At 38.5% G+C, this 23,540-nt stretch carries 26 protein-coding genes and 1 pseudogene; 25 read left to right on the plus strand and 2 right to left on the minus strand.

The features are described 5' to 3' along the window. The 20 genes and pseudogenes from L641_RS23750 to L641_RS0118035 all read left to right on the plus strand — a co-directional run. The coding region (locus L641_RS23750; RefSeq protein WP_029750453.1) for an RHS repeat-associated core domain-containing protein at positions 1-2,055 on the plus strand (2,055 nt) is incomplete at its 5' end. 2 nt (positions 2,056-2,057) lie between these two features. After that, positions 2,058-3,275: an ADP-ribosylglycohydrolase family protein gene (locus L641_RS0117950; protein WP_024602673.1), complete on the plus strand. Its 1,218-nt coding sequence runs from the start codon at positions 2,058-2,060 to the stop codon at positions 3,273-3,275. Between the two features lie 332 nt (positions 3,276-3,607). Beyond that, entirely contained in the window at positions 3,608-4,051 is a 444-nt protein-coding gene (locus L641_RS23650) for a hypothetical protein (protein ID WP_024602674.1), read from the plus strand. A 254-nt stretch (positions 4,052-4,305) separates the two neighbouring features. After that, positions 4,306-4,382 (plus strand): annotated as a pseudogene (locus L641_RS23755) (hypothetical protein); the annotation flags it as partial. A gap of 148 nt (positions 4,383-4,530) precedes the next feature. Continuing rightward, positions 4,531-5,829 (plus strand): RHS repeat-associated core domain-containing protein, encoded by a 1,299-nt coding sequence (locus L641_RS23760; protein WP_275450856.1) that lies wholly within the window; start codon positions 4,531-4,533, stop codon positions 5,827-5,829. Positions 5,830-5,839: 10 nt separating this feature from the next. Beyond that, positions 5,840-6,700, plus strand: coding sequence for an immunity 49 family protein (locus tag L641_RS0117965; RefSeq protein WP_029750456.1), 861 nt, complete (start codon positions 5,840-5,842; stop codon positions 6,698-6,700). 32 nt (positions 6,701-6,732) lie between these two features. Beyond that, positions 6,733-7,224 carry a DUF6795 domain-containing protein gene (locus L641_RS0117970; protein ID WP_024602676.1) on the plus strand — a complete coding sequence of 164 codons (492 nt, stop codon included), beginning with the start codon at positions 6,733-6,735 and terminating at the stop codon, positions 7,222-7,224. Positions 7,225-7,241: 17 nt separating this feature from the next. Then, positions 7,242-8,414 (plus strand): lipase family protein, encoded by a 1,173-nt coding sequence (locus L641_RS0117975; protein ID WP_024602677.1) that lies wholly within the window; start codon positions 7,242-7,244, stop codon positions 8,412-8,414. A 173-nt stretch (positions 8,415-8,587) separates the two neighbouring features. Continuing rightward, positions 8,588-9,346, plus strand: coding sequence for a ChaN family lipoprotein (locus L641_RS0117980; RefSeq protein ID WP_024602678.1), 759 nt, complete (start codon positions 8,588-8,590; stop codon positions 9,344-9,346). 4 nt (positions 9,347-9,350) lie between these two features. Continuing rightward, a complete protein-coding gene (locus tag L641_RS0117985) occupies positions 9,351-9,944 on the plus strand; it encodes a hypothetical protein (protein WP_024602679.1) in 594 nt (197 codons plus the stop codon). 298 nt (positions 9,945-10,242) lie between these two features. Beyond that, positions 10,243-10,545, plus strand: coding sequence for a hypothetical protein (locus L641_RS0117990; protein WP_010389349.1), 303 nt, complete (start codon positions 10,243-10,245; stop codon positions 10,543-10,545). Next, complete coding sequence (locus tag L641_RS0117995; protein ID WP_024602680.1) at positions 10,545-11,024, plus strand: hypothetical protein; 480 nt, start codon at positions 10,545-10,547, stop codon at positions 11,022-11,024. Before L641_RS0117990 ends, L641_RS0117995 begins: the two co-directional genes overlap by 1 nt. A gap of 79 nt (positions 11,025-11,103) precedes the next feature. After that, positions 11,104-11,286 (plus strand): hypothetical protein, encoded by a 183-nt coding sequence (locus tag L641_RS22445; RefSeq protein ID WP_253944075.1) that lies wholly within the window; start codon positions 11,104-11,106, stop codon positions 11,284-11,286. Positions 11,287-11,289: 3 nt separating this feature from the next. Further along, positions 11,290-12,063: a ChaN family lipoprotein gene (locus L641_RS0118005; RefSeq protein ID WP_013462982.1), complete on the plus strand. Its 774-nt coding sequence runs from the start codon at positions 11,290-11,292 to the stop codon at positions 12,061-12,063. Beyond that, complete coding sequence (locus L641_RS0118010) at positions 12,057-12,644, plus strand: hypothetical protein (RefSeq protein ID WP_024602681.1); 588 nt, start codon at positions 12,057-12,059, stop codon at positions 12,642-12,644. Before L641_RS0118005 ends, L641_RS0118010 begins: the two co-directional genes overlap by 7 nt. Continuing rightward, positions 12,641-13,258: a hypothetical protein gene (locus L641_RS0118015; RefSeq protein ID WP_029750459.1), complete on the plus strand. Its 618-nt coding sequence runs from the start codon at positions 12,641-12,643 to the stop codon at positions 13,256-13,258. Before L641_RS0118010 ends, L641_RS0118015 begins: the two co-directional genes overlap by 4 nt. Before the next feature lie 73 nt (positions 13,259-13,331). Then, entirely contained in the window at positions 13,332-13,598 is a 267-nt protein-coding gene (locus L641_RS0118020) for a hypothetical protein (RefSeq protein WP_024602683.1), read from the plus strand. Between the two features lie 60 nt (positions 13,599-13,658). Continuing rightward, positions 13,659-14,444 (plus strand): hypothetical protein, encoded by a 786-nt coding sequence (locus L641_RS0118025; protein ID WP_013462986.1) that lies wholly within the window; start codon positions 13,659-13,661, stop codon positions 14,442-14,444. A 177-nt stretch (positions 14,445-14,621) separates the two neighbouring features. After that, entirely contained in the window at positions 14,622-15,134 is a 513-nt protein-coding gene (locus tag L641_RS0118030) for a DUF6795 domain-containing protein (protein ID WP_013462987.1), read from the plus strand. 30 nt (positions 15,135-15,164) lie between these two features. Continuing rightward, a complete protein-coding gene (locus tag L641_RS0118035; protein WP_013462988.1) occupies positions 15,165-16,331 on the plus strand; it encodes a lipase family protein in 1,167 nt (388 codons plus the stop codon). A 13-nt stretch (positions 16,332-16,344) separates the two neighbouring features. Here the strand turns inward: L641_RS0118035 and soxR are convergent, their stop codons facing one another. Then, positions 16,345-16,803, minus strand: coding sequence for a redox-sensitive transcriptional activator SoxR (soxR, locus tag L641_RS0118040; RefSeq protein ID WP_008468671.1), 459 nt, complete (start codon positions 16,801-16,803; stop codon positions 16,345-16,347). Between the two features lie 98 nt (positions 16,804-16,901). Here soxR and L641_RS0118045 point away from each other — a divergent pair, with 98 nt between their 5' ends. From L641_RS0118045 to L641_RS0118055, 3 genes are read left to right on the plus strand one after another with little or no spacing between them, the layout of a single operon-like run. Then, positions 16,902-17,366 (plus strand): NAD(P)H-dependent oxidoreductase, encoded by a 465-nt coding sequence (locus tag L641_RS0118045; RefSeq protein WP_024602684.1) that lies wholly within the window; start codon positions 16,902-16,904, stop codon positions 17,364-17,366. Positions 17,367-17,413: 47 nt separating this feature from the next. Next, entirely contained in the window at positions 17,414-17,938 is a 525-nt protein-coding gene (locus L641_RS0118050; RefSeq protein ID WP_024602685.1) for a DsrE family protein, read from the plus strand. Then, entirely contained in the window at positions 17,938-18,555 is a 618-nt protein-coding gene (locus L641_RS0118055) for a GDSL-type esterase/lipase family protein (protein ID WP_024602686.1), read from the plus strand. The genes L641_RS0118050 and L641_RS0118055 overlap by 1 nt, the downstream gene beginning before the upstream one ends. A gap of 35 nt (positions 18,556-18,590) precedes the next feature. Here the strand turns inward: L641_RS0118055 and L641_RS0118060 are convergent, their stop codons facing one another. Then, complete coding sequence (locus L641_RS0118060; RefSeq protein WP_024602687.1) at positions 18,591-20,840, minus strand: TonB-dependent receptor; 2,250 nt, start codon at positions 20,838-20,840, stop codon at positions 18,591-18,593. Positions 20,841-21,120: 280 nt separating this feature from the next. On the opposite strand from L641_RS0118060, the gene L641_RS0118065 reads away from it, so the two are divergent. Continuing rightward, on the plus strand, positions 21,121-22,128 hold the full coding sequence (locus L641_RS0118065; RefSeq protein WP_010389326.1) for a LacI family DNA-binding transcriptional regulator: 1,008 nt from the start codon (positions 21,121-21,123) through the stop codon (positions 22,126-22,128). 169 nt (positions 22,129-22,297) lie between these two features. Further along, positions 22,298-23,536 carry an MFS transporter gene (locus L641_RS0118070; protein ID WP_024602688.1) on the plus strand — a complete coding sequence of 413 codons (1,239 nt, stop codon included), beginning with the start codon at positions 22,298-22,300 and terminating at the stop codon, positions 23,534-23,536. Positions 23,537-23,540: the final 4 nt, after the last annotated feature.

Consider the following 23,540-nt stretch of genomic DNA (forward strand, 5'->3'; position numbering starts at 1 on the left):
ATTCATTTACACCAAGCCAACAGCACGGCTGTTGAACTTGCAGCGCTTAGCTATGACAGTCAAGGTAATATCCAAACGCAAAAGTTTGGAAATGACATAACCCTTACTCAACAGTTTGATGTATTCAACCGCTTAACGCAGCAACAGTTAACCCATCCTGCGCAAGCACTATTTGATATCTGTACGTACAATTACGACAGCGTAAACCAGCTGATTGCGCGTAAAGAGGAAGGGGTTAGTAGCCATAACATTAATTTTGAGTACAACAGCCTTGGCCAGTTAATTCAGCAAAATCTAGTAAGTTCTGAGAATACAAAAACCACGCAATACCAGTGGGATAGTTTTGGTAACCCAGTTAGCCAATCAAAAATTCAAAATAACGAATTAGCCGAGCAGCAAACGACTCAGCACAATGATAATAGCGATGCTAGTGACGCCAGCAATAAGATTGAAAGCAACCAGTCAGAAAGCACACGTAATGTAATTCATAGTGAGTACAGTGATTCAAGTACAGCAACCGCAGCCAGTGAGCTAAGCGAAGACGATGGAGTTATTAAAGGCTCTACAGACGCAGACCGTTTAACCCACTTTGGCGATAGCGACTTTCATTATGATGAGTTTGGTAACCAAATCCGCGAAACCGGCAAAGGCATAAAAACCCGCCGCGAATACAACGCGTTTAATCAGTTAAGCTGCTTTAACAACAACGGCACGCTTACCCAATACGATTACGACCCACTTGGGCGTCGTATCGGCAAGCACACCGAGCAGGGCAAAATTGACTACATTTGGGATAACGACCAGTTAATTGGCGAATACCAACACGGTGAATATACCTGGTATATCAACCTGCCAAATCAATTCCACCCAGTTGCGCTTATTAAACAAGATGAGGTGTATTACTACCACCTAGATCAACTGAATACGCCTCGTTTTGTAACCAACAACAAAGCAGAAGTGGTATGGGAAAATCAAGCCGATGTGTATGGTTATGAAGAGTCAGAAGCCGAGTCTGGCACTAACAAAGAAAGTAGCTTCACTCAGCCTATACGCTTTCAGGGTCAGTATTTAGATGAAGAGAGCGGCCTACATTACAACCGCTACCGCTACTACAGCCCCAAACAACAGCGCTTTATAAACCAAGATCCGATTGGCTTAGTGGGTGGGATAAACCATTACCAATATGCGCCGAATCCGGTTAATTGGGTTGATCCGTTTGGGTTAATGTGTAAAGAAGGTGAGAGAAAATTAAAAATAAGCTTAGAGAAAGCAGTTAACGAAGGCGTAATTAGTAGGGAGCTACAAAGAGATCTATTAGAAGCTGCACAAATTGGATTCATTACCCCAAAAGAGATTAAACAGAAATTAATTACAGGGAATCCAGCTTCGTTACTTATATTGAATGGGATGGAAAAGCCAAGCCCAATGACCACTCAATCTATAATTGACGAATGTATTGACGGACCACCTTCAGTTGATGAATTAATTAACTCAGACTTAGATATAGTGACCAGTTTAATTGGGAAAGAGGGGGAAGAGTTCAAAAATCACGTATTAATGAATTACCATTTAGATCCTGATATGAAGGCTTTAACTCGTGATGAGTTTTTATCACTAGCAGTATATACTACAGACCTTTACAAGCCTATTAATGCAGGTCTTCGAGGCTTTTCACCTGAGGATAAGGAAAAGTGGGCTCGGGTTGTTGCTGATACTGACCAAGCGTTAATTAAACTAGCAGAGAACTCAGCATTAAGGCATGAGGGACAGGTTATTCGTGGAGATGAATTCAGCGATGACTTATTAGAGGAACTGTTCCCTATTGGCGGCATACACCATGAAAAAGGTTTTAAAAGCTCATCGAGCAATTTAGATAAGCCTTTTAGTGGGAATACTAAAATAATGATAACTTCTAAAAGCGGGGTTAATATTGCCAATAATGCCGCAGTCAAGCCTGATGAGGAAGAAGTACTGTTTAAGTCAGGAACGAAATTTAAAGTTATTAGTCGTATTAAGGTAAATGGTACAAACTTCATAGAGTTGGAAGAGGTTTAAAAATGAGTGACAAAAAATATTATGATGATTCTGGTAAGTTAATTACCTCTTCCACAATAATTCGAATGTTAGAAATGGAAAACAAAATCCCTAATGATCTTCGATTTCCTTTTATGACAAATAAATTAAGTGGTTCTAGAGAGCCTCATAAAACACAATGGATGTCATCATATAATGTTTATCGCATCGCTGTTCCAAGGCCAACTGATGAGCAATGTAAAGAATACTATCAAAGAATTCAAGTTGATTATGATGATGACATCAATCGTTTCCGAGGGGCTTTGCTAGGATGCGCGTTAGGTGACTCTTTAGGTACAACGCTTGAATTTAAGGCCCCTGGAACATTTGAGCCGATTAATGATATTGTGGGTGGTGGGCCATTTAACTTGAAGGCAGGAGAGTGGACTGACGATACTAGCATGATGTATTGCTTAGCTCATAGCCTTGTTCGTACTAAAATTTTTGACCCAAAAGATCAAATGGATTTGTATTCTAAATGGTGGAAAGATGGTGTTTTTAGTGTTAATGGTAAATGTTTCGATATTGGAAATACCGTAATTCATGCACTGAAAAATTATGAACGAACAGGTGATCCTATAGCTGGTGATACAGATCCTAATTCAGCTGGAAATGGTTCGTTGATGCGTTTAGCACCAATACCGATTCGTTACTATTACAGCTTCGAAGACGCGATTAAATACGCTGCTTTAAGTTCTAAAACAACTCATGGTGCAGAAGAAGCAGTAGATGCGTGCCGATATTTTAGTGGGTTAATTTGGGGAGCTTTACATGGGGTATCGAAAGAAATTTTACTTGATGGCATTTACACACCTATTAATGACTATTGGGATAAAAATCCATTATGTCAATCTATTGTTAAATTGATAGTAGACGCTAAATATAAATCTAAAAGTGCTTCTCAAATACGTGCTAGTGGTTATGTTATGCATACTTTAGAGGCTGTTTTATGGGCGTTTTATCATTCTGATACATTTGAAACTGGTGCTTTATTAGCAGTGAATTTAGGTGAAGATGCTGATACTACCGGTGCTATATATGGACAACTCGCAGGAGCTTACTATGGAGAGCGTGTTATTAATTATCATTGGATTAAAAAAGTAAAAGAATTTCATGTTTTTTATTTAAAAGCCCAAGAGTTTAAAGAGTTGATTGCAACTGAGCGCAGTAATAAAAAATATGGAGCGGAAAGCAATAACTAATAGAGCAAAGTTATTACATTTATTAAAAGAAGAGATTGTTTACTTATCTATAGCTCTTATATTTGGCATTATGACGTATCTAAATCATGATATTCCGAACTCAGTTGAGATGTTTCTATATGTAACATTGTTTTTTCAGTTAATAATTTTAATAACTAACTGGAAAATAATATTTAGTAGTGATTGACTTAAGTTTTTTAAGAAAACAAAAATAACCTAAATACGTATCTAAAACGTAAAAATATAACGCTCTTTAAAAACATGGATATTTTAAAGCTTAGGCAATTTCCCTTAAGTTCTCTATGCTAATGAGGGCAAGGCAATCACTGACCTTGTCAGATTCAAGTACGCTTAAATACAGCTACAATAAATTTGGTCAGCTAAGTGCTATTCACTTACAGCAAGCCAATAGCACGGCTGTTGAACTTGCAGCGCTTAGCTATGACAGTCAAGGCAATATTCAAACGCAACAATTTGGTAATGACATAACCCTTACTCAAAAGTTTGATGTTTTTAATCGCTTAACACAGCAACAGTTAACCCATCCTGCGCAAGCGCTATTTGATACCTGTACGTACAATTACGACAGCGTAAACCAGCTGATTGCGCGTAAAGAGGAAGGCGTTAGCAGCCATAATATTAATTTTGAGTACAACAGCCTTGGCCAGTTAATTCAACAAAATCTAGTAAGTTCTGAGAACAAAAAACCACGCAATACCAGTGGGATAGTTTTGGTAACCCTGTTAGCCAATCAAAAATTCAAAATAATGATTTAACAGAGCAGCAGACTACTCAGCCAAATGATAATAGCGATGCTATCAATAAGGTTGAAAGCAACCAGTCAGCTAATACACCTAGTGTAATTCAAAGTGAGTATAGTGACTCAAAGTCAGCAACGCTTGCTAGTGACCTAAGCGAAGATGATAGGGTTATTAAAGGCATCACGGACGCTGACCGTTTAACCCATTTCGGGGATAGCGACTTTCATTATGATGAATTCGGTAACCAAATACGCGAAACCGGTAAAGGTATAAAAACCCGCCGCGAGTACAATGCATTTAACCAGCTAAGCTGTTTTAACAACAACGGCACGCTTACCCAATACGATTACGACCCACTCGGCCGCCGTATCGCCAAGCACACCGAGCAGGGCAAAATTGACTATATTTGGGATAACGACCAGCTAATTGGCGAATACCAACACGGTGAATATACTTGGTATATTAACCTGCCAAATCAATTTCACCCAATAGCATTGATTAAAAAAGGCGAGGTGTACTTCTACCACCTAGACCAACTGAATACTCCACGTTTTGTAACCAACAACAAAGCAGAAGTCGTGTGGGAAAACCAAGCCGATGTGTATGGTTATGAAGGGCCAGAGGTAAGCACTACAAATAGCTTTACTCAGCCAATTCGTTTTCAAGGGCAGTATTTAGATGAAGAGAGCGGCCTACATTACAACCGCTACCGTTATTACAGCCCCAAACAACAACGTTTTATAAATCAAGACCCGATTGGTTTAGTGGGTGGAATCAATCATTACCAATATGCTCCGAACCCGGTTAATTGGGTGGATCCGTTTGGGTTGTTGTGTAAAGAGGGTGTGAAAAAGCTTTCTAAGATGATAGGCGACATCGTTGATCCAGCAACAAAAGCCAAAATATTAAAAATTGCTGAAGACAGTTCTCCAGCAGATGCCAGAACGGGTAATATTAAAGTAACAAGACCTAATGGTGAAAACAGACTTGAGCATGAATACAGTATCGAATCTATGGATGTTGATAACGGTAAAATTACTTTAACACGAGAAGTAGGCGATAAAGTGATTGAAACTACGATGAGCATTGAACAGTTTGTTGGTGGGCATGTTATTGATGGCAAAGTGGTAAATGAAGAATGGTCTCGTGAAACAGGAACGTTGACTGAGAATGAGTTAAAACTTAACAAAGCAACTAAAAAGGCAGGCAGTAAACGGACTGTTTATTCTCTTCCTGTAACGTTGAAAGAGAATGTAGATACTCGTGATGAGGAAATGGTCGAACGAGATAAACACAAGGCAAAAGCTTCACCAGAAGAAACACAACGTTATAACGACCAAATACCAAAGATTAACAATGAATCAGCCAAAATTGGCGAAAAGGCTGCTGATGCAGCGATTAAAACACAATACCCTGGTTATACTCGTATTCATCCAACGAGCTTAGATAGTTCTACATCGGTAAAGGGTAACTTTGATATGGTTTATGAAAATGCTGATGGTGATGTCATTATTGTTGAAGCCAAGGGGGGCAGTAGCCCATTAGGTAAAATGAAAATTGGTGATGAATATTATCAACAAGGCACAACGAAGTATGCAAAAGCCATTACTAAAAATATGGCAGGTAGTGAGAAAGAGTCTGAATTAGATGCAGCTGAGGCAATTTACAACGCTGGAAAAAAGAATAAAAAGATTCAATATTTACACGTTAAGACGCCCATAACTAAAACAGAGAATGGCTCGCTCGTCGGCAGTGTTGAAACTACCGAGTTCGATATTGAAAAAATAACATAGTAGGTTATATATGATTATAAATCGCAATTACATTCCAAAATTTGAAAAAATATCTCTTAAAAGACGTTTAAAGCGATTAAAACAAGCTTATGAAGAAATTGCAGAAGACATTGAAATTAAAAGAGACAATTTATTAATGATATCAGAGGATATGGTTAACCTAGCTCGCTGGTTGACTTGGGAAGTTCAAACTCCCGAGATAGAAAAAGAGTCAGCAACAGCGTTACGATATGCATCAAAAATGTACGCCGCGTTCTTAAAGCTTGCAGAGCAGCCAGAGCAAGAGCAAACCTTTAAAATATATAATTTACCTGAAGTAACGTGGAATGGTAAAGGTATGTTAGAAAACGGTTATGCAGCTCCATCAGAATGGATTGATGCCTATTTTTTAGCGGTGATTACTCGCGATACTGAAAGTATGGATAGCTTGGCAAATTTCCCTATAGAAACTATGAAACAAAGTGCGACACAAGCAGGCCCCGTTTCTTATAAGCTCGTTGAAGTTTTTCAAGCTTACCACCATCATCAAGCCGATTACCCAAAATTGCTTGACGAGTGTATGGGAATGGCTGTTAAGCAAAATGATGACTGGGCGATATATATTGCTTTCGGATACCTAGAAACGCTAGCTGCTTTATCACCAGCAACTTTTGATGTTGGTTGTGATTTTAATGAAGCACTTGCCAAAAACGTACAAGCGCAAGAGCGCTATCACATTTATGAGGCAGGTCCAGATCATGCCCCTGTAGATTCATTCTTACCCCTGCAATTACTCGGCATGGCGTGCATGTGGCACGATATGGGTAATGAGGTAACGGTTAAAAGTGATTCATTACCGCGTTTTTTAATTAATGGTACTTATTTTAAATAATTAGAAATATAGGTAAGGAGGCCCAAACCACTATGTTTGGTTTAATAAAAAAATACAGTGTACACATGTGCTCTGAAGTTAAAGGGGTTATTACTTTAAACGGTAATCCAGTTGAAGGTGTTTTAATTAATCGCAGTCTGGAATTTGCACACAAAGTTGAAAAAGAAGATCAGGTAATAACAGCTCCTGATGGTTCATTTTATTTACCTGAAGTCGTTATTGAATCAAAAATACCCGGTGATATGTTCTCGCATGAGGTTACTTATCAAACTATTACTGCTGTATATGCTGATAAAAAATACAAACTTTGGGGTTCAAAGCTAAGCGGAATAAGTGAGCCTAGTGAATACAAACAAAAGCTGAGCAGTTTAAATGCTGATTTAGATTCTACAGAAGTAAACTTTGTTTTTCCTAATCATGAAAATCCAAATTTGGAGTTTGATGGTTCAAGTATTTGTAGATGGGAACATGATTTTGAAATTTATGAGATAGAAGATAGCGAAGATTACTTTAAAGATTTTTAAATAGAAAAGGACTTTACATGAATATTTTATCGCCAAGTGTAGCGGCACAATTAGCTGAATTTGCATATGACAGTATTGCAGCAGTATCAAATAGCTCATCAACCATAGAGCCGAGTAGAATAATAAGTAAGCACTTTGTGTTTGATTCAAAAAAATCTGCTTTTACAGGAATTTCAGGTACTGTGGCTGAACACGTGCTAAATCATGCAACGGGTTTTGGCTTTTTTGGAATTGGTTCTAAAGAAGGCGCTCATAAAGGTGAAGTTGTACTAACTTTTCGTGGTACAGCAGGTATTGCTGATACTTTGACGGATTTACATTGTGGTTTAACTGTTGGGCCAAATTATAAAGCAGTTCATGCTGGGTTTAACCGTACTTTTGAGTCTATCAAGCCTCAGTTAAAAGCTATATTGAGTAAGGTAGGTGGTCGCCCCGTTCATTGTGTTGGCCATAGCCTTGGTGGGGCATTAGCAACGCTAGCAGCAAATTGGATTAAAGCGCAATATAAAGTGCCTGTAAAATTATACACTTTTGGTTCTCCAAGAGTTGGTCATAACCCTTTTGCTATTCAAAGTGAAACCAGCCTAAATGGAATTTATAGGGCAGTACACCGAAGTGATCCTGTACCTATGGTTCCTGTTTGGCCATTTGTTCATGCAGGGAATGAGTACAGAATAAGCACATGCGTATCACTTACAGGTGCTGCACATAAAATGGCGGGAAATGCGCCTGGATATATCAATACCGCATCTCGTTATCCTGATTATAAGAGCATGGAAAAGGGCTCTTTATCTAACTTAACGATGACACGTCTAAAATACAACAATCGCCACCATGCTTCTTTTAATGCTCATTGGGCTGAAAAAATAACGAGCGCTTTACTAACGTTACTAAGAGAGAGTGGCAAAATCACGAGTATTCTTGCTCAAGGTGTGGTTGCTGGAACGCTAACTATTTATGATGCTTTAGCTCGTAGTCTGGTTGAAATATCTAAAATGTCATCTAAATATGCTGAAGATTGTCAGGGGTTATTAGGGCATATTCTTAACTTTGTTGGGAAGCCTGGCGTGATAGCTGTTGATTATACATACGCGCAAGCTAAGCGAATTTTGTATTGGATGTTAGAAAAACTAAATCAGGTAGTGATAGCAGCTGTAAAAGTATCTCCTTACATGGGTATTGGATACTAACATTGCTTTAAAGGCTCAGATAACTTCTGAGCCACTTAAATAATAAATAAGATTAGCTATAAAGAATTGAAAGGAACCTATTTCAATTGGTTGAAATTTAAAAACCTCTAGTTATTGTTTTTACTCACTTCGAAAGTAGCTGTAATCACATAAATAAAAAACAAGGATAGGTAATGAATAAAATAAACACGGATGTAAATTACAGAACAATGGCCGGTAATGCACGTTTAGTTATTATTGCCGAGTCGAGCCATAACCCAGTATCTTACAAATATGAGGCTATAAAGGCCTTAAAACAGCTTAAGGCGGCTGGCTTCACTCATTTTGCAATGGAAATGCTACCTACAAGAATAAAGGACAAAATAGATTTTTATCAGCGGACTGGTAAGGGATTTGACGTAATCAAACAGCATTTCAAATCAAAATGGAATTGGACTAATGCTTCAAGCACAGGATATGGGGAGTTAGTAAAAGCGGCTAATTCTCTAGGGATGAAAATTGTTCCTTTAGATATGCCTATTGAAATGATGGATGAGATTGACGGGCGTTGTAATTGGGAGCAAGCAGACACCGGTTCATGTACTGACTCTCATATCGAACGAAACCATATGTGGGCAGATATTTTAAATAAAAATTTAAAGTTAGAAGAAGGCTCCCGAATTGTTGCATTTATGCATAGGTACCATGCGTTTCATGCTGGCAATAAGCATATTGGAATTGACTCTATTATGTTAAATTCAAAAGTTAGTCGTATTAGTATCATAGAGTACATCGGTGGATCTACCTGTATTGACAATGGTGTTTGTAAGGGGGAGGGTGATGTCGATAAACCATTAAGGGAAACTTATTTTTATAGGAAAGGAACGTATATACCTTCGTCTTTACCTTCTTACACAGTTCATATTCCTGAAAAAGCCATTTTAAGGAAATGATAATATGGCTAAAATTTTATTAATATTGATTCTTATAGCGCCTTCCATTAATGCCGCAGGGCCTCGATGGGATAATTCAATAGATATAAACGCTCCTGATTTAACTGTATCAGCTGCCGCAGAGCAGTGCCATAAAAGCTTAATTAACGCGCCTGAGTATCTCGAAGAGTGGTGTGAAAAAGCTTATGAAATGGGATACTGGAAGGCACTGGTTACACTAAGCCTTCATAATGGAGATGGAACTCGATTATTAAAGGAGGCCAAAAAGCGGGTTGCGGCAAAAGAGCCAAAAGCTTATTCAACTTTAGCTTGGTTATATGGCAGTGGTATGTTTGTGGAGCAAGATATTAATTATGCTATTTCCCTTTACAAAGAATTTTTAGCATTAGATGCAGAATTGCCAAATTCGTTAGTTGCGGCTGCGCACTTTAAGTTAGCAAACTTATATGAATCGCAGCAGAATTGGCTTGCAGTAAATGAGCATGCACAATATGTTATTGACCACAGCCCTTTAGCTTATGATAAAGAACGAGCTGTTGATTTGTTAGAGTTAGCTAAAAAAGAAATTTTGATTAAGAATAAATCATTGAATGAATAGACTAGACACCCATTCTAATTTTGCAGTTTAGTAAACAAAGTACTACCACTTTATATAGCTTTTCGTTCGGCGTGCATTTTGTATAGTGATGAGCATTCTACAGGTCAACCCTCAATTTTCGTAGAGGCTGAGTTGAAGATAAGTTGCTTAAGCTCGAAAGGTGTTTTGTATTGATGTATGTGTTTACGCAGTTTTGAGTAACCACACTCAACACGCAGAGATAACTATAAGATTAAAGTTGTAATGAAATATGTAAGTCGATGCGCTTATCTAAGCGAGCTAATATAGAGGGAATGATTTGTTTTTTAGTGATAAGCAAAAAAATAAAGTGGAATTTTATGCACTTGTATATGTAATCTCGTTTTTATTGCCATTTCCTGCTTCGCTATATTCTGTTGCATTATCTCAATTAGGTGGTGTAGCACTTTGGCTGATTGGCTCAATAACATATATGATTGTTTACCTGCGAGTCGTGTCAGAATTACCAAAAGAAGATAGGTATTTTGTTACATGGGGTCAAGCAAGCTATTTTCCTCAACTGCTTTTTAAAGTAGCCCCTGTATTAATATTTATACTTCTTTGCTTGTTGGGAAGTTTATAGTGTTTAAAAACGATGAGGTGTTTTTATTATTTCCCCCATGGAAGCTTTTACGTAGGTTCTTATTAGTAACGGTTATCTTACTTATGGGAACTGTTTATTCAGGCATGACATTGTTAACACAGTACTTTGATACAAGTCCTGAGTGGCTGTTGGGCATTTTGTTTTCCGTTGGAATTATGTTTTGCCTTTTAAACTTTAAAGTTAGTCAAGGCTCTTTTCTATGTGCAAAGATATTGAAATACTATGCTCTATTTTTAGCTTTGATTTGCTTACCATCATTTATAATTTTAGAGGGAAGTAGTTATCATATAGCTACAGTTACTAATATAGCCTTTATGCTGCTGTCTTTTTATCTAATTAAGGGAAAAAAATACCAAGGCTTAATTAAATATCAATATAACTTTTTTAAGGATATAAAAGACGCTCGGGCCGCTGTTGAAAAAGAGATGGCTAAAGGAAATAGAAGGAAGAAAAAGTAAGGCAGTATAGCTTTGCTTATTGAATTAAAATACAAAGGAACATAGATAAAAGTAGGGCGATGGGTTTGTTAGCCGCGCAATGAAATTATGGCGTGGAGTTAAGGAATGTTATTCAAAAAGTGAAGTGTGTAACTTCACTGCACAAGAGCTTTTATTTGCAATTAGTTATGAATATGCAGTTGCTCCTTACAGCTCTGAGAATAATAACGCTATTGAATTTTATAAATGGTGTTTTGAAAATTTAAATAAAAAACAAGGATAGGTAATGAATAAAATAAACACGGATGTAAATTACAGAACAATGGCGGGCAATGCGCGTTTAGTTATGTTAGGCGAATCGAGCCATAGTGCTGCTGGCTATAAATATGAGGCAATAAAAGCGATTAGGCAGTTAAAGGCTGCGGGTTTTACACATTTTGCTATAGAAATGCTGCCTAGCTCGATGCAGGAAAAAATTGAACTTTATCAACGAACAGGTAAAGGCTTTAACATAATACAGCAATATTTTGATAAATATTGGACACATGGTGATTTTACTCCTCAAGCCTATGGTGAGCTGGTAAAGGCGGCACGCAATGCAGGAATGAAGATAGTTGCATTGGATGTTTCTGTAGAAACGATGGAAGTAATGGATAGTGTATGCCCATCGACAAAAGCCGTGACTGGAGAGTGTTTTGACGCGCATACGTTTAGAAACGATCTTTGGGCTTATAATTTAGCTACAATCCTCAAGAGAGCTAAGCAGAATAAAATTGTTGCTTTTATGAGTCGATGGCACGCAGTTAAGAATTTAAAGTATCAAATAGGTATTGATTCTTTAATTAAAGAGCACGGTATTCAAAATGTTCGTTTTATTGATTTTATTGGTGGCTTATCTTGTTACAGCGACAGGCCGTGTAAGGGCATGTCTAGCCAACAAGAGACTTTGAAAGGACAATACTTCTACAAAGAGGGTTTTCCGTATGAAAGTACGGTTAAATCATTTCAAGTCCACCTACCAGAAAAGCGTATTAATAATGATGGGTCATTCCAATGGTAAAAGCACTAGTGACACTTGTGTTAGCAATTGGTTTTTTTATTTTTACGGATGCTAAAGCATCTATGTTTGCGAATATTGATATTAATGATCCGAACTTAACCGTTGAAATTGCAGCTAAGCAATGCGAAAAAAGCTATATGCACGCACCTAACAAATTAGAAGAATGGTGTGAAAAAGCTTACGAAATGGGTCACTTGGAGTCCTTGTATTATATTGGTATGTATACTGGGAATGGGTCCCGTTATTTAAATGAATTAAATATTCGAATTGAACAAGGTGAAGCTAATGCTATTAATACATTAGCTTGGTTATACCAAAGCGGCCGTTTAGTTAAAAAAGATTTAAGTAAAGCTGCACGCTTATACCAGCTTTATTTAGCACAAGAAAATAACCAAGCAATTACACTTAAAACTTCTACACATTTTGAGTTAGCTACAATTTATAGAAAGCTGGGTATGTGGGATAAAGTAATAACTCATACTCAATATGTAATTGATAAGGCAAAAAGAGAAGGTCGTAGGGAACTTGCACAGAGATGGCGAGATGAGGCTGAAACATATTTGAAAGAAAGTAATTTGTGAGTTTTTCACGCGTATATAGCTTTTCACTTGGCAGTCATGTGACAAAGTATTTATTAATTAGTGCACTGTTTACTTTTAGCTTAATTAGTAATGCCGCTGGCCCTCGATGGGATAATTCAATAGATATAAATGCTCCAGATTTGACTGTATTAGCTGCCGCAGAGCAGTGCCATAAAAGTTTAATTAACGCGCCTGAGTATCTTGAAGAGTGGTGTGAAAAAGCTTATGGAATGGGATACTGGAAGGCACTGGTTACACTAAGCCTCCATAATGGAGATGGAACTCGATTATTAGAGGAGGCCAAAAAGCGGGTTGCGGCAAAAGAGCCAAAAGCTTATTCAACTTTAGCTTGGTTATATGGCAGTGGTATGTTTGTGGAGCAAGATATTAATTATGCTATTGCCCTTTACAAAGAATTTTTAGCATTAGATGCAGAATTACCAAATTCGTTAGTTGCGGCTGCGCACTTTAAGTTAGCAAACTTATATGAATCGCAGCAGGATTGGCTTGCAGTAAATGAGCATGCACAATATGTTATTGACCACAGTCCTTTAGCTTATGATAAAGAACGAGCTGTTGATTTGATAAAGTTAGCTAAAAAAAATTTTGATTAAGAATAAATCATTGAATAAAAACTGATACAAAAAGGAGCTATAAACGCCTAAGTTAAGGCGCTATAGAATTATTATGGAACAACAAAACCAACATACACTAACCAACCTTGTATACGATATTTACGAGGATCCAACCAAAATTGAAGAGCATCAAGAGCTTATTCAACCATTATTGAGCGATTTAGTCACAACTGCCCCTGCGGGTTTTGAAGGCATAGCGACGATGATCAATACCCACATATCAAACGGGTTTAAGTTTAAAAACCCTAAAATACAAAAGTTTGAGCTTGAGTCGGGCTTATTAAAGCTTAAAACCTACTTTCAAAAAATAAACCTTTAATTAGTTTCGAAATTGCCAATACTCTCGGCGCAGTGTGTTGGCAGTAATCAAGGATGATAAATGACTCTTATAAACACCTGCATTTTAATGCTGTTTTTACAGCCATTATTTGTTTATTTAGCACTTTTTAAACAGTCAAAATACAGCGTTGAGCCTAAAAGTTCGTTAGATAATGAAGATTCAATGTTTTTATTTATTGCCCCTGGCTTATCGGTTTTTTATCTTGATCAGTTTTGGGTCGCGCTGCTTTATTTAGGTAGTGTGTGCTTATTGGGTGTATTGCTAGCTAAAATTGTAGAAAGTAAAGCAAACAAGCGATTAACCAGAGACGATTCAATAGGGTTTATGGTCGCCAGTTTTATCTTTTTTGGAATGATAAAGTTAATTATTGTTGCGGTAGCGTATTTTTTTACCGATGACGCTTCAAGCGCGATAACAGAAGATTTAAGCCCAGCTAAAGAGCCCTCATTAACGATTAGCCAAATGTTTAGTGTGGATTATTTATATAGCCAGTTTAAACCTACGGTTTATTTTTTAGCATTAATGGTCGTGACCTTGGTGCTCAAAATTATTGAGTATAAGTTTTCTCTGAAGGAGGCGCTTTCAGGCATACTTATTATGCTAAGTGCGTTATTAGTCGGTATTTCCCCATTATTTGGCGAAGCTTATATATTAGGCTTAATTGCTAACTTTTTTATCTTTTTTATAGTGTGCTCTACATGTATTGAAATAGACAAAATAGGGGATGCATCGGGTGGCGCTATTGCTATTTTGTATGGCTATATATTAATGATGGGACTAGGGTTTAGCATTATATGTAAGCTGGTTTATGAAGTGTTTTTTTAGGGAAAGATTTATTGCTTATTTTTTGCTCTAAATGCTTGCAGTGCGCTTTGTACCCAATTAGAATAAATTTTAGTTGAAATGGCAATTTCATTAACGCTGATAGTTAAGAGTTTAAAACGTCATTAAATAGCAATACGACACGTATATTTTGAGGCTAATAGTAGGGAGTTGTATATTTTGTTATCGCGTTTTAAAGCTTACTTTTTGGTAGTTGTATCTATTACTATTATTTTTACTACAACACAGGCTTGTGCAGATATGTTTGGTTTTTTTAATAAGCAGGATTTTGTTTTATCGGCTCCGATGAAGGGGCAGTTGTTAGATAAAGGGCAGCCTGTTGCAAATACTAAGGTTGTACGTGCGCTTACTTATGGTGATGAATATAAAGATGAAGCAATAACCGATGAAAATGGTTTTTTTACCTTCACAGAAAAATCTATAAAAACGAGTAAGCCTGCAAACATGTTTGATAATGAATCACTGGTTCAGCATGTTTATTTAGAAAATGGTACGCCTGAGGGCGTTGTACTTTGGTACACAACCGTGTCTATGCACGAAGGGAGTGATACCCTAAAAAACTTACTCGCTAACTTAGAGTGTGATATTGCCGAAGAGCCACAAACATACGACATACCTATAGAAGAAGCACCAGAGCATTTCTTTACGATATATGGTGCATGTAAAATGTAACTTTTAACATAATCATTTAAAGGGAATTTTATGAATACTTTAACTCCTACACAAGCTGTACAAGTTGCTTTGCTTGCTTATAAAGCAAAGAGTATTAAAAGTACCACGTTACTTAATAATTCTTTGCATCCTTCTCTGCGAGGTAGCTTTAACTTTGGGGTTAGCCCTGAAGCAGTACAAGGAATATCTGGTGGTTTTTTCTCTCATTTATTTGGTTTAAGCACTGGTTTTGGTTTGCTAGGACATGGCCAAGGGCTGTATCAAGGTGATTCAGTAATCACTATTCGCGGCACGGCCTCTCTTAGAGATGGCCTAACAGATGCACACTTTGGGTTAAGCGGTGGCTCTAATGGCAGTATGGTACATGCTGGGTTTAATAAAACCTTTTATAGCATGAAGCCCGCTTTACAAGAGTTTGTAGCGGCTAACATTCGAGACAAAATAACCGGCTGTGTGCACATTGTTGGTCACAGTTTAGGTGGTGCATTGGCTACGCTTTCAGCCGATTGGATAAAAGCAGAGTATTCGTTACCCGTTAAATTATATACATTTGGCTCGCCAAGAGTAGGGCTTGATAACTTTTCGCGCGCTGCTACTTCTCGTATTGATAAAATATACCGCTGTACACACGGTGCTGATCCGGTTACAAAAGTGCCTTTGTGGCCATTTTCACATGCGCCCTACAATGGCCAAGAAATTCGTCTTGATAACGGTCAAGGTCTTAAAGGCGCAGCCCACAAGTTAAGTGGTACGCCAGGCTATGTTAATACCGCAAACAGTAATGACTGGGGCAATTTAACTGTAAAAGCAAACCACTTCTTAAGCACACCGGTACGTTTAAAGTTTGAAGACAGAAACCAAGCTTCATTTAGTTCACACTGGGCAGATAAACTGGGCGCTGCGTTAGTTACCTTATTAAAAGATTCGGGTTACTACAGTGCTGTTGCGGCACAAGCAGCCATAGGTACAGGCTTAACTTTTTACGATATGCTCGCGCGAACGCTTGATAAAATAGCCAAAGCGTCAGCCTCATTTGCAACGCAAACCTTAGGTTTACTCGGCCACATGCTAGTGTTTGCTGGCAAAGTTATTAGTAAAGCCGTAGAGCTGACTTACAGTTTTATTAAATCAGTATTTGATTCAACTCTAGGGGCATTATATCGTGCTGCACGAGAAGGCTTAAATGGTCTAGATTAATGTCTTATAAGCCTTAATCTCGCTCTAACAAAATGGCACCACTTTGGGTTTCACCTAAGTGGTCGTCTTTGTTATAAATAGGGCACTTACTCATTGATAAACACCCACAGCCAATACAGCCATCAACCCGCTCACGTAGACGTTGCATGTAAGCAATGCGCTCATCAAGCTGTGCTTGCCATTGTTTTGAAAGTGCAGACCAGTCTTTTTGGGTAGGTGTGCGCTGCTCTGGTAACGTTGCCAGAGTTTGTTTAATTTCTTCCAGCGTGATCCCCATCGCTTGTGCTGCTTTTATAACTGCGACTCGCCTTAGTACATCTGGTTTAAAGCGCCGTTGATTGCCACTGTTTCGCCAACTGCGTATTAGCCCTTTATTTTCGTAAAAGTGCAGTGTAGATACCTTAACGCCACTGCGTTTAGCGACAAACCCAACCGTTAAGTTGGCTTCAGTAAGCTTTTTTTGTACCGCCATCACTTTAATTCCTTTTAAAAATTAAATTATTTCTTATTGACCTGAACTTAACTTGAGGTTTTAAGCTTTGCTCCATCATAAGAAAAGGAGCTAACCCAATGCAAGAAAAATCAGCACACCATATCGCAATCATATATTCAAGTGGTCGTAAAAATGGCAACACTACCGCGCAAGTTAATGCCTATAGTAAGCAACAAAGCGGCATTGTTTTTTGCTTAGATGATTATGTTATTTCACCTTATCGCTACGATAAGCAGTATCACAATGATGATTTTTATAATTTGTTTGAAGTGTTACTTCGCTACGAACATTGGGTGTTCGCATCGCCTGTGTACTGGTATAACACCACGCCAAAAATGAAAGCATTTATGGACAGGATCACAGATTACATGGATGATGAGGCGTTAAAACCGAAGCTTAGAACTTTACGTCAAAAACAGTTTTCACTGTTGTCTAATGCCGCATCTCCCTCTGCGCCAGATGCATTTATCGATATGTTTAAACATACCTTTAATTATTTAGGAATGACTTTTAAAGCGCATTCACATGTTCAGGCTAGTTAATCACGTTAAATAGCGTTAGGCTAAACAAAAAGTAAAAAGGATGATGTATGAAAACGTTACTTATTGGCTCAAGCTTACTTTTGGCTAGCTTTAGTACTCTTGCTGCAGAGCCTGCGCCTGTTATTAAAGACTATGGTTATTTTTATAATGTGCCCGAGCATGTGTCTGATTTAAGCCAAGCACAGTTCAAGATAGCTTTTGATGTAGGTAAAGGCGCTGAAAAGGGCGCGCAAAATAATCATATTAATTCGTTAGCGCGATTTATTAATATGCATGTGGCTCACGGCGTAAAACCAGAAAATATTCAGCTTGCGCTGGTGGTACACGGTGGAGCCAGCGTTGATGTACTGCAAAACAGCGTTTATAGGACACGATTTGAAAAAGATAACAAAACCGAATCTTTAATTAAACAGCTGCTTGCTAATAACACGCAGGTATATGTATGCGGGCAGTCGGCAATGCATATGAAGGTAGCAGCAGAACAGCTTATACCTGGGGTGAAAATGGCGCTTTCTGCGATGACTGCGCATGCGCAGTTACAGCAGCAAGGCTATACGCTGAATCCGTTTTAATGAATATTCTGTGTTTTGGTGATTCCAATACCTTTGGTATTTCTCCTGTTGATGGCAAACGGCTGAGCGAAATTGAACGCTGGCCTACTTTATTAAAGCAGCAGTTGGGCACCGGCTTTGAAGTGATTGAAGCCGGGGAGCCTAATCGTACTTTAGTCAATAACCCCCCGTTTATGGGAGATAAATCGGGCATTAAATATTTAAAACCGTATCTGGAAGCGCACACTGTTGATGTTGTTATTATTCAGCTTGGCACCAATGACTTAAAAGCACGTTTTGCACTGTCTGCTATCGATATTGGCAAAGCGCTTGAGGAGTTAATTTTAGCCATTAAAGCCTTTTATCACTGTAAAACAATACCAAAGATAATCATTATAAGCCCACCCAAGGTTCATGAAGTGGGAAGTTATAAAAGCATTTACGCAGGTGCAGGTAAAAAAGCTGAACAATTATCCATTGAGTTCAAAGCCGCCGCTGAGCGTCACACGTGTGTATTTTTAGATTGTTACCCGCTGATACAATCTTGCAAGAAAGAGGGCATACACTTACCTGTTAGTGAGCATAGAGAGCTTGCTAATAGCTTGACACCTATAATAAAAAAAGCCGCCGTGTATTAAACACCGCGGCTTTAATTTATTGCTTAGGGAGTGTATTAAAATGCGTAACTAACGCTTAAGCGTGTTGTACGCGGCATAATGTAACGGCCATTGGGCGCGTCGGCATTACGTGGGTCGCCTTCAGTGATACCTTGCTCGTCGGTTAGGTTATCTATGGCTAATTGCAGTTTAATGCCTTCCATTGGTTCAATAATTAAACCTAAGTCTACTTTTTCGTATCCATCAAGTGTCACGGTGTTTTCGTTATTACCAAAGCGGTCATCCACCGCTGAAATTGTTCCATATAAAGTGGCGTACATGCCGTCTACTTCAAAGTCATAGCTTGGTGTTACGCGTACTTGCCATTTAGGCTGGCGCTGTGCTTCATTGCCTTTATTTTCTGGACCTTCAGTGATTTCGGTTTGTTGTAATGTGGTATTTAAATTAACAGAAAAGCCAGATTCATGATTAAAGTTGTAATCAAGTTCAACACCATACGCTTCGTTGGTTAAAATTTCAGCCGGCACACCCGGGCGACTTACAAAGGTATCGCCTTTTACTTCATTGACAAAAAAGGTGGCATAGAAGTCGGTAGTGTCTGAAATAAGCTTGTAACCTAGTTCGCCCTGCGTTACCTCTTTAATTAGTTTTTCACCCCCTTGGTATGCGCCAAAGTTATCTCTAAAGTCATCAAAATATGGCATTTTATAACCACGGTTAACACGTGCAAACACGCCCATGTCGTCATTAATTGAATAGTTTAAACCGGTTGTCCATGAGGTTTTACTTTCATTGTAATCAACAGTTTTAGTGATAATACCGTCAAGGTCTTCATCAACACTGTACTGCACATCATGGTTTTCTTTACGTACACCTAAATCAAGCGTAAATGCATCTGCAAATTTATATTGGCTTGTAAAGTAAAGGGCATTGGTGCGGGCATCGCCTGTTGAGCTAATATCGTAATTAAAACCACACCCGTCAGTGTTTTGGTTACATTCAATACCATTTAATAACTCACCACCAGCTTCCAGCACATGATACGCGGTATTACCTAAGCTCCACCAATCGCTCGCAGATGTGCTTGCGGTGTAATAACCAAAAGTGGCCGATAAATCGCCAAATTGCTTTGAAAAGGCTAAGTCGTTAGTAAACGAGCTTATTTCTTTTAATACTACCCAGCGACCCAGTTGCTGAATCGCAGTGTCACTAGCATATTCGGTATCAGTTACCGCACCGAATGCCGTTTGGCCATTGTCGGCCACTTCACCAACGGTTGTTGCTGAACCATTAGGTACTAGGCCAAATGTATTGGCATCGCCTTTGGTAATATTGAAGCGATCAATAAATTGCCAGCCATTATCAAATTCAAGTTTAATACTACCGCCGGATACATGGCCATCCCATCCTCGGCCATCACCTAGGTCAATGTCGTGTGGTTGCGCATTTGGGCCGGTAAAAATCGTCGCTTGACGGTTAAGTGTGCCAAGTTGGGTATATTCAGCATCAATGCCATTAACATTGAGTGGTGTTGGTAAGTACCATGCGCCATGATCGTCTGTTTGACGGGTATAAAAGTTAAGCTCGCCATTGTCTAACTCTTTAGTAATGTTAATTGTAAATTGGCTGCCTTTTTCAGAAGTAAAGCCTGCATCACGGATACCCGGTGAGCTTTTAACATAGCCGCCTACCATAAAATATAGGTCGTCAGTTATTTCACCACTTACTACAGCATCAACACGCTGTAAGTCGTAATCTGAGGTGGTGTATTTAAACAAGCCTTGAGTATCTTCACTGCCACGTTTTAATCTAAAGTTGGTTGTTAAACCAGGCTGACCATTGGATAGCACAGGATTAGGACCACCACGCAGTGCTTCCATTGTTTCAATCGTTTCATCGATTCTAAATAACGATGAGTTTTCTAAAAATGAAAGAGTAGGCGCAGGGTAAACTGGCGAGCCTTCAATACTGAGTGTTAAAAATGGCGCATCACCACCTCCTGGAAACCCACGCACAAATACGTTGGCACCAGACTCACCGCCAGAGCTTTCAACCCACACACCGGGAACGGCTTTAAATAAGTCAGCAGTACTTTTAGGTGATAATTTTATAATTTGTGATGAATCAATATTTGTTACAGCGTAGCTGGCATCAATCTTTCTGATCCCAACACCTGCGGGTGTACCAGAAACGACAATTCGCTCAACTTTTTTTTCTTTTGCTTGTTCTGCTGCAAGAGCAGCGTGTGTGCTTAGGGCTAAAGTAATTGCACAAGCTAGCATGCTTTTTGCTTTATTGAATTTCATGTGTGAGATCCCGTTTTTAGTGTGTTAAACAGTGTGTATTACAGCGAGATTGATTAAATTTTAATGTAAACAGGCTGTATAAATTGAAACTCTAGAGATAAATGCAAACGTTTGCAATATTTATTTGTAAATTATTTATTAATTAGGGCTGTTGTTTTATTGAGCGTAATTACACAAGAGCGTAATTTTTAAGTTAATGGGCAAGCCAGTAAAAAATAATAATGCTATATTGTCAGTAAGTTAGATATAGCAACAGCCGCAGTGGAGCGTTTAGGGTTTTATGAATAATAAAAAAATTAAATTAGCTGATTTAGCAAAGCTTGCTGGGGTGTCTACCTCAACGGTTTCGCGCGCGCTGAATAATAACCCGCTCATTAAGCAAGAAACCCGCGACAAGCTTCAGCAGCTTGCAAAAAAACATAATTTTAGCCTTAACACGGCGGCTAGCCGTTTGCGTACGCAAAAGACCAATGTTGTTGCCGTCATTATTAATCTTGATGAGCAAACCGAGCAATCAATCAGCGATCCATTTTTACTCAAGGTAGTGAGCGAAATTAACCTTGCGCTTAATCAACAGGGGTTAGAGTTGTTGTTATCTAACTCTATTATGGCGCAAGATGACTGGGCTAATTACTTTATTAATGGCCGCCGAGCAGATGGCATTATTGTTGTGGGGCAAGGAAAAAACCAAACTAATATAGAAGCGGCTGCCGATGCAGGTATTCCTTTAGTTGTATGGGGGGATCCAAAAACACAAAGCAATTATCCTATTGTCGGCAGTGATAACTACTTAGGAGGAATGCAAGCGACGGCTCATTTAATAGAACACGGTGCTAAAAATATTTTATTTTTAGGCGATCCTGAGCATGGTGAAATTAGTGAAAGGCATCGTGGTTACGCTGCTGCACTTTCTACCCATAAACTTGAGCAGCATGTTATATCCATTGATCTTACCAGTCGCTCTGCGTATCAAGCAATTAACCAGTTATTACGTGAAAAAGGGTTGTATTTTGACGCGATCATGGCCTGTAGTGACATGGTTGCACTGGGGGCGATGAAAGCGCTGAAAGAGCGCTACGTGAGTATTCCCAACGATGTGGCTCTGGTTGGATTTGATGACATTGCCATGGCTGATATCAGCCATCCTTCACTTTCTACAATTAAACAAAACACCCAATTTGCTGCGACTTTGTTAGTTAAAAAGTTAATACAACAGTTTTCAGGTGAAAAAGTCGAATCACAAGTTATTGATATAGAGTTAATTACTCGCCAGTCAAGCAAACGTTAATCTAGTATGCATGTATATTAATTGTTAAATTTAAAATGCAAACGATTGCAATGATATTTATTCTACTCTAAACTCAGGATTCACTGACTAACACACACGGTAATTTACCAGCTATGGGTAATTTGCTTTATAAACGTTATGGCCTATGTCGCAATAAACGAGGCACGCAATGAGTAAAATAAAAATCACACTGGCAATTGCTGCAAGCTATTTTATTTTCGCAATATTATTAAATAGCGTAGGCACTGTTATTTTGCAGGCTATAAACACATTAGGAGTAAGCAAAACCGAAGCCTCGGTTTTAGAGGGGTTTAAAGACTTATCTATTGCAATAATGTCATTTGTTGTTGCTTCATTTATACCACGTTTAGGCTACAAGCTTGCAATGCTGCTAGCACTGATAGTTGTCGCTATAGCGTGTTTGAGTACGGCTGTAATAAGTGACTTTTACATGTTTAAAGTGTTATTTGCTGCTGTGGGTTGTGGTTTTGCGGTCGTTAAGGTGTCGGTTTATTCAATTATTGGCCAAGTGACTGAGGATGCAAATAGTCACTCATCATTACTGAACACCATAGAAGGCATTTTTATGGTGGGTGTATTAAGTGGCTATTGGGTATTCACCGCATTTATAGACCCTGTTGATAGCAATGCCTGGTTGAACGTTTATTACGTATTAGCAGCGCTTACGCTTTTGGTGATTATCAGTGTCGTAATAGCACCAATAAAGCCTGCTATCAAAGGTCAAAAAAGCAACTCGGGTTGGAATGACTTTATTGCTATGCTCAAACTTACCTATCAACCGTTAGTGCTGATTTTTATTATTAGTGCATTTTTGTATGTGTTAATCGAGCAAGGGGTAGGGACTTGGTTGCCTACATTTAATAATCAAGTTTTGCAATTACCAGTAGCTATTAGTATTCAACTAGCGAGTATTTTTGCCGCAGCTCTTGCTTTTGGGCGCTTAGTGGCGGGCCAAGTATTAAAGCATATTCATTGGTTTGTAGTACTTAGCTGTTGTTTAGTTGCTATGGCTGCATTGATCATTATTACCTTACCACTAACGGAAAACTTACCTAAAAGCGAGGTGAATAGTTTATTTGATGCGCCTCTGGCGGCGTTTGTTTTGCCATTAATTGGCTTTTTTATGGCGCCCATTTATCCGGTACTCAACTCAGTCATGCTCAGTGCGCTTCAAAAGCATAAACATGCTGCAATGACAGGGTTAATCGTTGTGTTTTCAGCACTTGGTGGCACCACAGGGTCGGTGATAACCGGGTATGTATTTGAGCACTTTAGTGGCCAGTATGCTTTTTATCTTTCACTTGTGCCCATTAGTTTAATTTTTATTAGCGTGATTATTTTTAAAAAACGCACCCATGCCATTTCACAACACGCAGTCAATAGTTAATAGA

It is taken from the genome of Pseudoalteromonas sp. TB41 (genome assembly GCF_000497975.1).
Taxonomy (GTDB): domain Bacteria; phylum Pseudomonadota; class Gammaproteobacteria; order Enterobacterales; family Alteromonadaceae; genus Pseudoalteromonas; species Pseudoalteromonas tetraodonis.